The sequence below is a fragment of the Streptomyces sp. AMJ-169 genome, from assembly GCF_055597585.1.
Genome location: NZ_JBVLTJ010000009.1, coordinates 292,724 through 305,707, shown reverse-complemented (window position 1 = coordinate 305,707; position 12,984 = coordinate 292,724). Strand labels below are relative to the sequence as shown.

The 12,984-nt window shown below is 72.7% G+C and carries 11 protein-coding genes and 1 pseudogene; 5 read left to right on the top strand and 7 right to left on the bottom strand.

The genetic code is table 11. From position 1 onward, the window contains the following. Positions 1-45: 45 nt before the first annotated feature. Positions 46-1,908, bottom strand: coding sequence for a molecular chaperone HtpG (gene htpG / locus ACYUD3_RS23675; RefSeq protein ID WP_470973040.1), 1,863 nt, complete (start codon positions 1,906-1,908; stop codon positions 46-48). 173 nt (positions 1,909-2,081) lie between these two features. On the opposite strand from htpG, the gene ACYUD3_RS23670 reads away from it, so the two are divergent. The 3 genes from ACYUD3_RS23670 (at position 2,082) to ACYUD3_RS23660 (ending at position 4,506) form a co-directional block, all read left to right on the top strand. Then, positions 2,082-3,272, top strand: a complete 1,191-nt coding sequence (locus tag ACYUD3_RS23670) for an MFS transporter (RefSeq protein WP_470973038.1) — start codon at positions 2,082-2,084, stop codon at positions 3,270-3,272. A gap of 216 nt (positions 3,273-3,488) precedes the next feature. Further along, entirely contained in the window at positions 3,489-4,220 is a 732-nt protein-coding gene (locus tag ACYUD3_RS23665) for a maleylpyruvate isomerase family mycothiol-dependent enzyme (protein ID WP_470973036.1), read from the top strand. A gap of 25 nt (positions 4,221-4,245) precedes the next feature. Next, positions 4,246-4,506, top strand: a complete 261-nt coding sequence (locus ACYUD3_RS23660) for a DUF6332 family protein (RefSeq protein ID WP_470973034.1) — start codon at positions 4,246-4,248, stop codon at positions 4,504-4,506. 411 nt (positions 4,507-4,917) lie between these two features. Here the strand turns inward: ACYUD3_RS23660 and ACYUD3_RS23655 are convergent, their stop codons facing one another. The 3 genes and pseudogenes from ACYUD3_RS23655 to ACYUD3_RS23645 form a co-directional block, all read right to left on the bottom strand. After that, a complete protein-coding gene (locus tag ACYUD3_RS23655) occupies positions 4,918-5,583 on the bottom strand; it encodes a response regulator transcription factor (protein WP_470973032.1) in 666 nt (221 codons plus the stop codon). Between the two features lie 233 nt (positions 5,584-5,816). Then, a pseudogene (locus ACYUD3_RS23650) lies at positions 5,817-6,998 on the bottom strand (sensor histidine kinase); the annotation flags it as partial. A 148-nt stretch (positions 6,999-7,146) separates the two neighbouring features. Further along, the gene (locus ACYUD3_RS23645) at positions 7,147-7,839 is read right to left on the bottom strand and encodes a TetR/AcrR family transcriptional regulator (protein WP_470973030.1); all 693 of its coding nucleotides are present in this window, start codon (positions 7,837-7,839) and stop codon (positions 7,147-7,149) included. Positions 7,840-8,086: 247 nt separating this feature from the next. Here ACYUD3_RS23645 and ACYUD3_RS23640 point away from each other — a divergent pair, with 247 nt between their 5' ends. After that, a complete protein-coding gene (locus tag ACYUD3_RS23640) occupies positions 8,087-8,539 on the top strand; it encodes a nitroreductase family deazaflavin-dependent oxidoreductase (protein ID WP_470973028.1) in 453 nt (150 codons plus the stop codon). Here the strand turns inward: ACYUD3_RS23640 and ACYUD3_RS23635 are convergent. Further along, complete coding sequence (locus tag ACYUD3_RS23635; protein WP_470973263.1) at positions 8,529-9,848, bottom strand: geranylgeranyl reductase family protein; 1,320 nt, start codon at positions 9,846-9,848, stop codon at positions 8,529-8,531. The genes ACYUD3_RS23640 and ACYUD3_RS23635 overlap by 11 nt on opposite strands. Positions 9,849-10,043: 195 nt before the next feature. Here ACYUD3_RS23635 and ACYUD3_RS23630 point away from each other — a divergent pair, with 195 nt between their 5' ends. Further along, positions 10,044-11,399, top strand: a complete 1,356-nt coding sequence (locus tag ACYUD3_RS23630; RefSeq protein ID WP_470973026.1) for a M20/M25/M40 family metallo-hydrolase — start codon at positions 10,044-10,046, stop codon at positions 11,397-11,399. A gap of 81 nt (positions 11,400-11,480) precedes the next feature. Here ACYUD3_RS23630 and ACYUD3_RS23625 read toward each other — a convergent pair whose 3' ends face one another. After that, complete coding sequence (locus ACYUD3_RS23625; protein WP_470973024.1) at positions 11,481-12,515, bottom strand: NUDIX hydrolase; 1,035 nt, start codon at positions 12,513-12,515, stop codon at positions 11,481-11,483. A gap of 136 nt (positions 12,516-12,651) precedes the next feature. After that, positions 12,652-12,849 (bottom strand): hypothetical protein, encoded by a 198-nt coding sequence (locus ACYUD3_RS23620; protein WP_470973022.1) that lies wholly within the window; start codon positions 12,847-12,849, stop codon positions 12,652-12,654. Positions 12,850-12,984 lie beyond the last annotated feature (135 nt).

Here is a 12,984-nt window from a genome sequence, read left to right as displayed (position 1 = left end):
CGCCAGGTGTGCCCCTAGGGTGAGCCCTTGTCCCGGGGGCCCCAACTACAGCGTGCGCTCCAGCCGCTGCGCCACCAGCTTCACGAACCGCGCGGGCTCCTTGGGCCGGCCGCCCTCGGCGAGCACCGCGAGGCCGTACAGCAACTCGGCGCCCTCGGCGAGCCCTTCGCGCCGCTCCTCCTGGTAGGCCTGGTTCATGCCCCGCACCAGCGCGTGCCCGGCGTTGAGTTCGAGGATGCGCTTGGCGGCGGGGATCTCCTGGCCCATCGCCCGGTACATCGCTTCGAGCGCGGGCGTGAGGTCGCCCGCGTCGGAGACGACACAGGCCGGCGAGACGGTGAGGCGGGAGGACAGCCGTACGTCCTTGACCTCCTCGGTGAGCTGCTCCTTGAACCAGCCCAGCAGGCCCGCGTACTCCTCGGCCTGCTTCTCGCGCTCCTCCTCGGCCTGTTCGCCGTCGACCGGGCCGAGGTCGATCTCGCCCTTGGCGACGGACCGCAGCGGCTTGCCCTCGAACTCGCCGACGGCGTCGGCCCAGACCTCGTCGACCGGGTCGGTGAGGAGGAGGACTTCGAGGCCCCGCGCGCGGAACGCCTCCATCTGGGGCGAGTTCTCGACGCTCTCGCGGGACTCGCCGGTCAGGTAGTAGATGTCCTCCTGGCCGTCCTTCATGCGCTCGACGTACGCCTGGAGCGTCGTCTGCTCCTCCGCGGAGTGCGTGCTGGCGAAGGAGGAGACGGCGAGGATCGCGTCCTTGTTGTCGGCGTCGCTCAGCAGCCCTTCCTTGAGGACGGCGCCGAACTCCCGCCAGAAACCGGCGTACTTCTCCGGCTCCTTGGCGCGCATCTCCTTGACGGAGGAGAGCACCTTCTTGGTGAGCCGGCGCTGGATCATCAGGATGTGCCGGTCCTGCTGGAGGATCTCGCGCGAGACGTTCAGCGAGAGGTCCGCCGCGTCGACGACGCCCTTGACGAAGCGCAGGTACGGCGGGAGCAGCGCCTCGCAGTCGTCCATGATGAGCACGCGCCGGACGTACAGCTGGAGGCCGCGGCGGAAGTCGCGGGTGAACAGGTCGTGCGGCGCGTGCTCGGGCAGGAACAGCAGCGCCTGGTACTCGAAAGTGCCCTCGGCCTGGAGCCGGATGGTCTCCAGCGGGTCGCGCCAGTCATGGCTGACGTGCTTGTACAGCTCGTGGTACTCGTCGTCGGAGACCTCGTCGCGCGGGCGGGCCCACAGCGCCTTCATCGAGTTGAGCGGGGCCTCCTCGTCGTCGAGGCGGACCGGCCAGGTGATGAAGTCGGAGTACTTCTTGACGATCTGCTTGAGCTGCCACGCCGCCGTGTAGTCATGCAGCTGGTTCTCGGGGTCGGCCGGCTTCAGGTGCAGCGTGACGGCGGTGCCCTGCGGCGCGTCGGCGACTTTCTCCAGCGTGTACGTCCCCTCCCCCCGCGACGACCAGCGTGTGCCCTCGGTCTCCCCGGCCCGGCGGGTGACCAGCGTCATCTCGTCTGCCACCATGAAGCCCGAGTAGAAGCCGACACCGAACTGCCCGATGAGCCCCTCGGCTTCCTCCTGCTGCTCCTTCAACTCCTGGAGGAAGGCGGCGGTTCCCGAATTGGCGATCGTGCCGATCAGTTTCCCGACTTCTTCGTACGACATCCCGATGCCGTTGTCCCGCACGGTGAGCGTACGGGCCTCCTGGTCGGTCTCGATCCTGACGTTCAGGTCGGATACGTCCGCGTCGAGGGTGTCGTCCCGCAGCTTCTCCAGGCGCAGTTTGTCGAGCGCGTCGGAGGCGTTCGAGACGAGTTCCCTGAGGAAGACGTCCTTGTTCGAGTAGACCGAGTGAATCATCAACTGGAGAAGCTGGCGGGCCTCTACCTGGAACTCAAACGTTTCGGTCGCCATGTCTCGCGTATCCCTCACAGGTGCCGCAGTGTCCGGTGGTCAGAAACGACAGCAACTTTAAAACACCAAGTCGGGGCGGTGGAGCAGCTCTTGGGCCACGCTTGAGCGCGATCACGCACATCTGCGCCGCCGACCCCTTGCCCGGGCCCCCGGAACGCCCCTAGCCTGAGTTTGTGCCGCTACTGAACAAACTACGCTCGCGCAGCGTCGCGCCGAGCGGTGACCTCGCCCGCCTGCGGGTCGTGATCACCGCGTTCTTCGCCATGGACGGCTTCCTGTTCGCCGGCTGGGTCGTCCGCATCCCGGACATCAAGGAACAGACCGCCGCCTCACCCTCCGCCCTGGGCCTCGCCCTGCTGGGCGTCTCGGCGGGCGCGGTCGTGACCATGTCCTTCATCGGCCGCCTCTGCCAGCGCTACGGCAGCCACCCGGTGACCGTCGCCTGCGCGGTCCTGCTGTCCCTGTCGATCACTCTCCCGCCGCTGACGCACTCGGTGGCGGCCCTGGGCGCGGTCCTGCTGCTGTTCGGCGCGGCCTACGGCGGCATAAACGTCGCGTTCAACAGCGCCGCCGTCGATCTGGTGACCGCCCTGCGCCGCCCGATCATGCCCAGTTTCCACGCGGCGTTCAGCCTGGGCGGCATGCTGGGCGCGGGCCTGGGCGCACTGGTCGCGAGCCACCTGTCCCCCACCCGGCACCTGCTCCTCCTGGGCGCGATCGGCCTGCTGACCACAGCCGTCGCGGGCCGCGCCCTCCTCCGCCTGGAACCACCGCACGTGGAGCGCCCTACGACACCCCAGTCCCGCCCGGCCCCCCGGCACCGCCGCCTGGTGATCGTCTTCGGCCTGATCGCCCTGTGCACGGCGTACGGCGAGGGCGCGCTCGCCGACTGGGGGGCGCTGCACCTGCGCGAGGACCTGGGCGCGTCCGCCGGGGCCGCCGCCGTCGGCTATTCCTGCTTCGCCCTGGCGATGACCCTGGGGCGCCTCTCCGGAACGACCCTCCTGGAGCGGCTGGGCCGCACCCCTACGGTCGTCACCGGCGGGACGGTCGCGGCGGCCGGGATGCTGCTGGGCGCGCTGGCACCGCAGCTGTGGGCGGCCCTGCTGGGCTTCGCGGTCGCGGGCCTGGGGCTGGCGAACCTGTTCCCGATCGCGGTGGAGCGCGCGGGGGCGGTGGCGGGGCCGCGCGGGGTGGCGGTCGCGTCGATGCTGGGGTACGGGGGGATGCTCCTCGGGCCGCCGGCGATCGGTTTCATGGCGGACTGGTTCTCGCTGCCCACGGCGCTGGTGAGTGTGGCGGTGCTGGCGGGGTTCGCGGGGCTGATAGGGGTGGGGGCGGGGCGGGTGGACCGGGGGGTGTAGGGGGCGGGGGTTCGGGGGTGGGGCGGGGTGCCCTGCGGGCTCGCGGGTGCCAGGGCGGCGAAGGCGACGGTGGGGCGCGCGGGCGGCCGTACGCGGGGCGGCGCGGGGCGTGTGCGCGGGCGTGCCCCTGGACGTGCGGAAAGCCGTACGCATCGGGGGGTGAACTCCGGCCGCGCGGACAGTCGTTCGCAAGGGCCGCGTTGCACACTCGCCTTCATGAAAACCGACGAGTTCATCCACATCCTCGACGCCGAGGGGCGCGCGCTGGCCGACGCGGCGGAGGCGGCCGGGGTCGACGCGGGCGTGCCGACCTGTCCGCAGTGGCGGGTGCGGGAGCTGGTGGAGCACATGGGGGCCGTGCACCGGTGGGCGCGGGCGTTCGTCGCCGAGGGGCACCCCTCGTGGCGGCCGTTCGCCGCGGTGCCGGAGCTGCCCGGACCCGAGCTGCTGGACTGGCTGCGCGAGGGGCACGCCCTCCTGGTCGACGCCCTCACGGCCGCCCCCGCCGACACCGACTGCTTCGCCTTCCTCCCCGCGCCCTCCCCGCTGGCCTTCTGGGCCCGCCGCCAGGCCCACGAGACGGCCGTCCACCGCGTGGACGCCGAGACGGCCGCGGGCCGCCCCCTGACCCCGTTCACGCCCGCCTTCGCCGCGGACGGCATCGACGAGATCCTGTGCGGCTTCCACACCCGCGACCGCAGCAAGGTCCGCACCGACCGCCCCCGCGTCCTGCGCGTGCGCGCGACCGACGCCGACGACGCCGTATGGACCGTACGGCTGTCCCCCGCGCCGCCCGTGACCGAGCGCACCGGCGCCGGGCCCGCCGAATGCAAACTGTCCGGCACCGCCGCCGAGTTGTACCTGGCGCTGTGGAACCGGGCACCGTTCCCCGAGGTCGGAGGCGACCGCTCGCTGGCCGCGCTGTGGCGGGAAAGATCCGCCATCTGACAGGCCCTGTGGGAGACTTCGGCGCATGACGACGGAGTACGGGGGGCGCCGTTCGCAGGCCGAACGGGACGCGATGACGGTCGAGATCGGGTACGCGCTGTGCAGTGCGGCGTTCGCCGCGGCGGTGGTGTTCGGGGCGGTCGCCGGACCGGCCCTGGCCTTCGAACTGCCGCGGCTCGCCGAGTCGTTGCTGATGGGGGTGGGGGTGTGTCTGGCACCGGCGGTGTTTCTGGCGCGGGTGGCGAGTGTGCTGCTGCGGTTCGGCAAGGGGGATCGGGCGGGTTGACCGGCTCGACCGGGTGAGCGGCCCGACCAGGTGAGCGGGTCGGGCCGGGTGAGCGGGTCGGGCCGGGTGAGCGGGTCGGGCCGGGTGAGCGGGTCGGGCCGGGTCGGCCGGGCAGTCGGGCAGTCGGGCAGTCGGGCAGTCGGGCAGTCGGGCAGTCGGGCAGTCGGGCGAGCCTTACCCTGGCGGGCCGCGCCTCAGCCGGCCGCGCCTCAGCCGGCCGCGCTTCGGTCGGCTTCGCCCCGGCCGACTTCACTCTGGCTGGCCTCACTCCGGCCGACTTCACCCCGTCCAGCTTCACTTCGGCCGGCTTCACCCCAGCCGGCTTCACCTCGGTCGGCTTCACCCCGGTGCGGCGCATCGCTTTCGCCGCCCGGCTCGCCCTGGTCGGCCACCCTGCCCCGACCGGCCGCCTCACCCCAGCCACCCCGGCCGCACCAGCCCCGACTCGTAGGCCAGCACGACGAGTTGAGCCCGGTCCCGCACCCCGAGCTTCACCATCGTCCGGCTGACGTGCGTCTTCGCGGTGAGCGGGCTGACGACCAGCCGCCGCGCGATCTCCTCGTTCGACAGCCCGATCCCGACCAGCGCCATCACCTCCCGCTCCCGCTCGGTCAGCCGCTCCAGCGCGTCCGCCGCGGCAGGTTCCTTGGAGCGGGCGGCGAACTCCGCGATGAGCCGCCGCGTCACCCCGGGCGACAGCAACGCGTCCCCGGCGACCACCGCCCGTACGGCACGCAGGAGTTCATCAGGTTCGGTGTCCTTGACGAGAAACCCGGAGGCCCCGGAGCGGATCGCCTCGAAGACGTACTCGTCGAGCTCGAAGGTCGTCAGCACGACCACCTTGACGCCCTGGAGCGCGGGATCCCCGGTGATACGACGGGTCGCGGCCAGCCCGTCCATGCGCGGCATCCGGATGTCCATGAGGACGACGTCCGGCGCCGCCTCCCCGACGGCCCGCACCGCCTCCTCCCCGTCCGCGGCCTCTCCGGTCACCTCGATGTCGTCCTGCGCGTCGAGCAGAGCGCGGAAGCCGGCCCGGACGAGTGACTGGTCGTCGGCGAGCAGCACTCGGATCACTGTTCCTCCTTGGGCGGGGCGGGAGTTGGGGGTGGGGAGGCGGGCGTCTCTGGCGAGGCAGGTGTCTCTGGGGAGACGGGCACCTCTGGAGCGGCGGGCGCCTCTGGGGAGACGGGCGTTCCTGAGGTCGGCGTCGACAAGGCGGGCGTCTCTCGTGAAGCGGGCGTCTCCGGAGCGACGGGCATCTCTGATGCCGGCATCGGCGAGGCTGGCGCCTGAGAAACCGCCCCCCGCAGCGGCAGCACCGCCGACACCCGGAACCCCCCGTCCTCCCTGACCCCCGCCTCGATGGCACCGCCCAGCGCGGCGGCCCGCTCCCGCATCCCGGCGAGCCCGTTCCCGCTGCCGCCCGCGTCGGCCCCGGTGGCCGGACCGTCGTCGTCGACGGTGAGCCGCAGCTCCCCGCCCGCCGAGTCGAGCCGCACGCGCGCGTGCCGTGAGCCGGAGTGGCGTACGACGTTGGTGAGCGCCTCTTGGACGATCCGGAAGGCGGCGAGGTCGGTGTGGGGGGCGAGCCGGGGCGGGGTCCCTTGGACAGCGACCGTGAGCCCCGCGCGGGCGGCCTGCTCGACGAGTTCCGGGAGCCGGTCGAGACCCGGCGCGGGCGCGCGCGGGGCGTCCCCGGGCGCCCGCAGGCTGTCCAGCACCTGCCGCACCTCCCCGAGCGCTTCTTTGCTGGCCGCCTTGATGGTCGTCAGCGCCGTACGCGCCTGCTGCGGATCGGCGTCGAGGAGGGCGAGGCCGACGCCGGCCTGGACGTTGATGACGGAGAGGCTGTGCGCGAGGACGTCGTGCAGCTCGCGCGCGATGCGCAGCCGCTCCTCGTCCGCGCGACGCCTGGCCGCCTGCTCCCGCTCGGCCCGCGCCCGCGCCCACTGCTCGCGCCGCGCGGTGGCCAGCTCGGAGAGGGCGAGGACGACCACGGCCCAGAGGGCGCCGACGAACTCCTGGCCGAGCGGCCCGCGTCCGTCCCCGGCGGGCGGCAGCCACCGGTACGCCCATTGGGCGATCAGGACATGCGACGCCCAGAGCAGACCGACGGCCGTCCAGGCGGCCCTACGGTGCCCGGCGCCGACGGCGGCGAAGCAGGCGACGGCGACCGGAAGGAACACCGGCCCGTACGGATATCCGGCGCCGAAGTACAGGGCCGTCGCCAGCGCCGTACCGAACACGACCGCCACGGGCCTGCGCCGGCGCCACAGCAGGAGGCCGGACGCGGCGAGGAGCAGGAGGCGGCCGACGACGCCCAGGGGGACGCGGTCGGCGTGCTGGGCGTGGGCGGCGTACTGCGAGCCGAGCAGCACGAACACCGTGATCGCGGCCGTCGACCGCCACGGCCACCGCTCCCGGTCCTCCCCCGCCCGCGCCCACGGCGGCCCATCGGGCCACCGTCCGCCGGCTCGCCACTCCTCCATACGCCAACGCTAGACGGCACCACTGACATCGCACGTCCGCCGGAAGAGGTGGCCGCCTCTACTCCCCGGGGAGCAGGCGGGCGTACGCGTCTTCGGGAGCTGGGGCCCGCCCCCGGTGAGGTGGCCGCACATGCTCCGGACGCACGCGTCAGCCGAGGCCCACGCCCCGGGCGAGGCGGGTGACGGCCTCGCGGAAGAAGGGGTCGCGGTCCTCGACGACGTTGTGGAAGTGGCCGTACACCTCGAAGTTGATCAGCCCGAAGAGCTGGGCCCAGGCGGCGGCCATGGCGGCGGCGACGGACGGGGGGAGGTCGGGGGCGAGGTCCGCCGCGATCCGCTCGGCCTCGGGGCGCAGCCCGTCGGGGAGCGGCGGCGGGACGAGGGTCCCGTTCTCGTGGGCGGCGTGAACGGCGGCGAGGAGGTGCAGGGCGACACGCGCGGCGGCGGGCACGGTCGTCTGGGGGGCGTGGTAGCCGGGCACGGGGGAGCCGTAGATCAGGGCGTACTCATGGGGATGCGCGAGCGCCCACGCGCGGGCGGCCTCGCAGGTGTTGATCCAGCGGCCCAGGGGATCGGCGTTGGCGACGGCCGCGTACGCCTTGTCGGCGGCGTCGCCGAGGGAGTCGTAGGCGTCGATGATGAGCGCGGTCAGCAGGTCGTCGCGGCTCTGGAAGTAGCGGTAGAGGGCCGAGGAGACCATGCCCAGCTCGCGGGCGACGGCCCGCAGGGAGAGCTGGGCGGCGCCGGACTCGGCGAGCTGCCGGCGGGCCTCCTCCTTGATGGCGGCGGTCACTTCGGCCCGCGCGCGGGCACGGGCTCCTTGGGTGGCGTTCCTGCTCATGGGTCCAGTCTGGCACCGGTTGGGAGCGGTGCACACAGTCGTGAGCGGTGAACTGCGAGGAGATCGGTTGACCTTGTTGGGGATCGGCGGCCATAGAAGAGATCGGCGCCCGCAAAACAGATCGCCGCCCCCGATAAGGATCGGAGCACAAAAAAGAGAGCACCGCTCTTGCATCAGCACACCGATCCGGCGCACACTCAGCAGTACGAACCGAGAGCACCGCTCTCCAAGCCAACTGGAGGCCGCCATGTCGTCGTCGCCGTACTACCTGAAAGCCAGCGCGATGAACGTCCGCTTCAACAACCTGGTCGGCTGGCTCGCGCGGCACGGGATCAGCTTCATGGGGTCGGCGGAACTGTCCGTGAAGGGCCGCAAGAGCGGGCAGATGCAGCGGATCCCCGTCAACCCGCTCGCGTACGAGGGCGCGCAGTACATCGTCTCCGCGCGGGGCCACTCCCAGTGGGTGCGCAACATGCGCGTCGCCCAGGGCGGCGAGCTGCGTGTGGGGCGCAAGGTGCGGGAGTTCACGGCCGTGGAGGTGCCCGACGCCGAGAAGGTGCCCGTGCTGCGGTCCTACCTGGAGAAGTGGGGCTGGGAGGTCGACCAGTTCTTCCAGGGGGTGTCGGCGAAGTCGTCGGACGAGGAGATCGCCGCGTCGGCCGGCGACCACCCCGTCTTCCGGATCACGGTCAGGAGCTGACCTCGTCCCGGGAGTTGCCGGAGGTCCCGGCCTCCCCGGCGTCCCGGGAGTTCTCCGGGCTCTCGGTGTCCTCGGCCGCCTTGGGCCGCGGCGCGATCCCGGTGAGGACGCGCTGGGCGATCGGACGGGTGCGGACGATCTCCGCGAGGGTGGTCTTCCCGCGCGTGATGTCGGCGAAGGCCCGCCAGGCGGGACGGAAGCCGGTCAGGGCCGCGTGGAAGAGCCCGGGACGGCGTTCGAAGGCCGCCAGGAGGCGCTTGCCGACGCTCATCTCGACTCCCAGGCCCGCCTTGACGGCGAACGCGTAGTTCAGGGCCTGGCGGCGGGTGTCGACCGCGTCGTGCGCCTCCGCGATGCGCACCGCCCACTCCCCCGCGAGCCGCCCGGAGCGCAGTGCGAAGGAGATGCCCTCCCGGGTCCACGGCTCCAGCAGTCCGGCCGCGTCGCCGCACACCAGCACGCGCCCGCGCGAGAGCGGCGAGTCGTCCGCGCGGCAGCGGGTCAGATGGCCGGAGGAGACGCTGGGCTCGAACCCGGCGAGGCCGAGCCGCCCGATGAAGTCCTCCAGGTACCGCTTGGTCGCGGCGCCCTCCCCGCGCGCGGAGATCACGCCGACCGTCAGGGTGTCGCCCTTGGGGAACACCCAGCCGTAACTGCCGGGCATCGGGCCCCAGTCGAGCAGGACGCGGCCCTTCCAGTCCTCGGCGACCGTCTCCGGCACCGGGATCTCCGCCTCCAGGCCGAGGTCGACCTGGTCGAGCTTGACCCCGACGTGCGCCCCTATGCGGCTCGCGCTGCCGTCGGCGCCGACCACCGCGCGCGCGAGGAGCGTCTCACCGCCCTGGAGGACGACGGCCACGCTGCGCCGGTCGGGGACGGCCGAGCCGTGCTGCTCGACCCGCGAGACCGTCACGCCCGTCCGCAGTTCGGCGCCCGCCTTCTGCGCGTGCTCGACCAGCTGCTGGTCGAACTCCGGGCGGTTGATCAGCCCGAACAGCATGTGCCGCGACTTGCGCGTGCGCGTGAAGCGGCCGTTGTGCGTGAACGTCACGGCGTTCACCCGGTCTTTGAACGGCAGCTCGAAGCCGGGCGGCAGCGAGTCGCGCGAAGGGCCGATGATGCCGCCGCCGCACGTCTTGTAGCGGGGCAGTTCGGCTTTCTCCAACAGCAGGACCCGCCGCCCCGTGACGGCGGCCGCGTAAGCCGCCGAGGCGCCCGCGGGTCCCGCGCCCACCACGACGACGTCCCACACCCGGCCCTCGCCGTCGGTCTCGCGGATGTCGTCCGCCGAAGAGTTCTCGCTGCTCACGATGGTCTGCTGCTCCCGGTCCCGGCGCCTGCCGCTCTTGTCCACCCGCATCCTACGGCGGAGATCATCTGACCCCTCCTGGGGAGGCCGCGAGGCCCCGCTGTCAGTGCGGGCGCGTACGCTCACCGGAAAGAGCCTGCCGTACGAAAAGCCTGGCTCACTCCGTACAACGTCGCACCCACGAGGAGCGTGCCCATGTCGTCGCATCCGGTCGCCGAGACCGTCGCCTCCCTCATGCCGAGGGCGAAGGCGGAGCTGGCCGAGCTGGTGGCCTTCCGGTCGGTGGCCGACTTCACCCAGTTCCCCCGGAGCGAGAGCGAGGCAGCCGCGCGGTGGATCACGGGCACGCTGGAGGCCGAGGGCTTCCAGGACGTGGCCCTGCTCGACACCCCGGACGGCACGCAGTCGGTGTACGGCTACCTGCCGGGCCCCGAGGGCGCGCGGACGGTGCTGTTGTACGCGCACTACGACGTGCAGCCCCCGCTGGACGAGGCGGCCTGGACGAGTCCGCCGTTCGAGCTGACCGAGCGCGCGGGCCGCTGGTACGCGCGCGGGGCCGCCGATTGCAAGGGCGGTCTGATCATGCACCTCCTCGCGCTGCGCGCCCTCAAGGCCGACGGCGGCGTCCCGGTGCACGTGAAGGTCATCGCCGAGGGCTCCGAGGAGCAGGGCACGGGCGGTCTGGAGCGGTACGCCGAGGCGCATCCGGAGCTGCTGGCGGCCGACGCGATCGTCATCGGGGACACGGGCAACTTCCGGGTGGGCCTGCCGACGGTCACCTCCACGCTGCGCGGCATGACGATGCTCCAGGTGACGGTGGAGACCCTGAAGGGCAATCTGCACTCCGGCCAGTTCGGCGGCGCCGCCCCCGACGCGCTCGCCGCCCTCATCCGCGTCCTGGACTCCCTGCGCGCGCAGGACGGCTCGACGTCCGTCGACGGCCTGCCGGCCGACGCGCGCTGGGAGGGGCTCCAGTACGACGAGGAGGAGTTCCGCTCCGACGCCAAGGTCCTCGACGGCGTCGGTCTCATCGGCTCCGGCACGGTCGCCGACCGCATCTGGGCGCGCCCCGCCGTCACCGTCCTCGGCATCGACTGCCCGCCCGTCGTGGGCGCCACCCCGTCGGTGCAGTCCCGCGCCCGCGCCCTGGTCAGCCTGCGCGTCCCCCCGGGCACCGACGCCGCGGAGACGACCAAGCTGCTGCGCGCCCACCTGGAGACGCACATCCCCTGGGGCGCGCACATCGAGGTCGAACAGGTCGGCCAGGGCCAGCCGTTCAGCGCCGACACCACCAGCCCCGCGTACGCCGCGATGGCCGACGCCATGTCCGAGGCCTACCCCGGCCAGGAGATGCAGTACGCCGGCCAGGGCGGCTCGATCCCCCTGTGCAACACCCTCGCCGCCCTCTACCCGCGCGCGGAGATCCTCCTCATCGGCCTCAGCGAACCGGAGGCCCAGATCCACGCGGTGGACGAAAGCGTCTCCCCCGAGGAACTGGAACGCCTGTCGGTGGCAGAGGCGTTGTTCCTCCAGAAGTACGCGGCGAACTGATTCCCATGCGTACGGCCGCGCACGGCACCCGCTCCGGCGATACTCAGTGCCCCGCGGCCGTACGCCCCGTAACCGCCCCTCTCACCCCACCGGCACCCCCGCCTCCAGATAAAGCGCCACCCCCCGCTCCCGGGCCCGCAGGGCCCACCTCAGGCGTTCGTAGCGGACCGGGGGCAGGAGTTCGGCGGCTTCCTGTTCCGTGACGAAGCGCCAGGCGCGCAGTTCGGGGCCGGGGAGGGAGACGCGGGCGATGGTGTCCGCGTCGAGGCGCCCGCCGTCGAAGAGGAGGCGCAGGCCGCCGTAGCGGGGCTGGTGGGGTGGCTCCCAGTCGACGACCAGGAGGCGGGGGAGGTGGTCCAGGAGGACGCCGGTCTCCTCGGCCACCTCGCGCACGCCCGCGCGCGCGGGTGCCTCGCCGGGTTCGACGACTCCCCCGGGGAACTCCCAGCCGGGTTTGTACGTCGGGTCCACCAGAAGGACCCGGTCGTGCTCGTCGAACAGCAGGACCCCGGAGGCGAGGGTCTCGGCGGTCGGCTCGGGCGTCTGGACGATGTCGCAGACGGGTACGGCCCCGTCCCCGACGGCCTCGGCGATGCGCAGGGCGGCCTCGTAGGGGCTGAGGGCGCCGGTGTCGATGAGGTGGGCGTCTGCGGTCAGCCAGGAGGCGAGCGCCGCGCGGTAGGGCTCGATCTGGTCGTACGCCCACTGCCGGGGGCGCATCTCGCCGTCGGGGGGCGCGGGGCGGGACGCGATGCGCTCTCGCAGTATCGTTTCAGCCGGGGCGAGGAGGATGTGCCGTACGGCGATCCGGCGGGCGGCGAGGCCGCCGAAGATCTCGTCGCGGTACTCCTGGCGCAGCAGCGTCATGGGGATGACCAGCGTGCCGCCCACTTCACCGAGCAGCGCGGCGGCCGTGTCGATCACGAGGCGGCGCCAGATCGGCAGGTCCTGGAGGTCGTCGGCTTCGGCGAGCTGTTTGGCCGGAAGGAGTTGGGTCAGCGCCCCGCCGACGATCTCGGGGTCGAAGAGCGTGCTGTTCGGGATCAGTTCGTTCAGTTCCCGTGCGGTGGTCGTCTTCCCCGCACCGAACGCGCCGTTGATCCAGACGACGGTCACGTTTCCCCCTCTTCCGTTGACCTCCTGAGGCTTGCCCGTCACCCTGCCACGGAAACCAGTTCCGGATGAGGGTCGGGTGAAAGCGAAAGGGCGCCGGCCCTCGGGCACCGGCGCCCCGCCCCGCCGCCCGGCCGGGTCAGCCGTTCTGCCCGAGCGCGTTGTCGTCGATGGCGAGGCTGCCGTCGTCGGCGACCGTGTGGTCCAGCGCGCTGAGCGTGTCCCCCAGGCCCAGGTCGCGGTGAGAGTCGTGGTCCTGCCCGTGCGACGGGGTGATCGCGGCGACGACGAACCCGGTGGCCAGAGAGGCGATGGCGAGCATGCTGCGCTTCTTCATGCTCGCTTCAACGCCCGGCACCCGCCGGAGGTCACGCGAGAAGGAGCGCACCGCGAGCCGCACGCCCCGGCGACGCCCGCGCATCCGCACCCCGGCACCGCCGCACGCCCCCTGCGCACCCGGCCCCCCGCGCGC

Excerpts from the sequence above, each read along its gene's own strand:
- ACYUD3_RS23640 (WP_470973028.1), top strand. The coding sequence starts at position 8,087 with ATGTCGTCGTCGCCGTACTACCTGAAAGCCAGCGCGATGAACGTCCGC.
- htpG (WP_470973040.1), bottom strand. The coding sequence starts at position 1,908 with ATGGCGACCGAAACGTTTGAGTTCCAGGTAGAGGCCCGCCAGCTTCTC.
- ACYUD3_RS23620 (WP_470973022.1), bottom strand. The coding sequence starts at position 12,849 with ATGAAGAAGCGCAGCATGCTCGCCATCGCCTCTCTGGCCACCGGGTTC.
- ACYUD3_RS23645 (WP_470973030.1), bottom strand. The coding sequence starts at position 7,839 with ATGAGCAGGAACGCCACCCAAGGAGCCCGTGCCCGCGCGCGGGCCGAA.
- ACYUD3_RS23630 (WP_470973026.1), top strand. The coding sequence starts at position 10,044 with ATGTCGTCGCATCCGGTCGCCGAGACCGTCGCCTCCCTCATGCCGAGG.
- ACYUD3_RS23665 (WP_470973036.1), top strand. The coding sequence starts at position 3,489 with ATGAAAACCGACGAGTTCATCCACATCCTCGACGCCGAGGGGCGCGCG.
- ACYUD3_RS23660 (WP_470973034.1), top strand. The coding sequence starts at position 4,246 with ATGACGACGGAGTACGGGGGGCGCCGTTCGCAGGCCGAACGGGACGCG.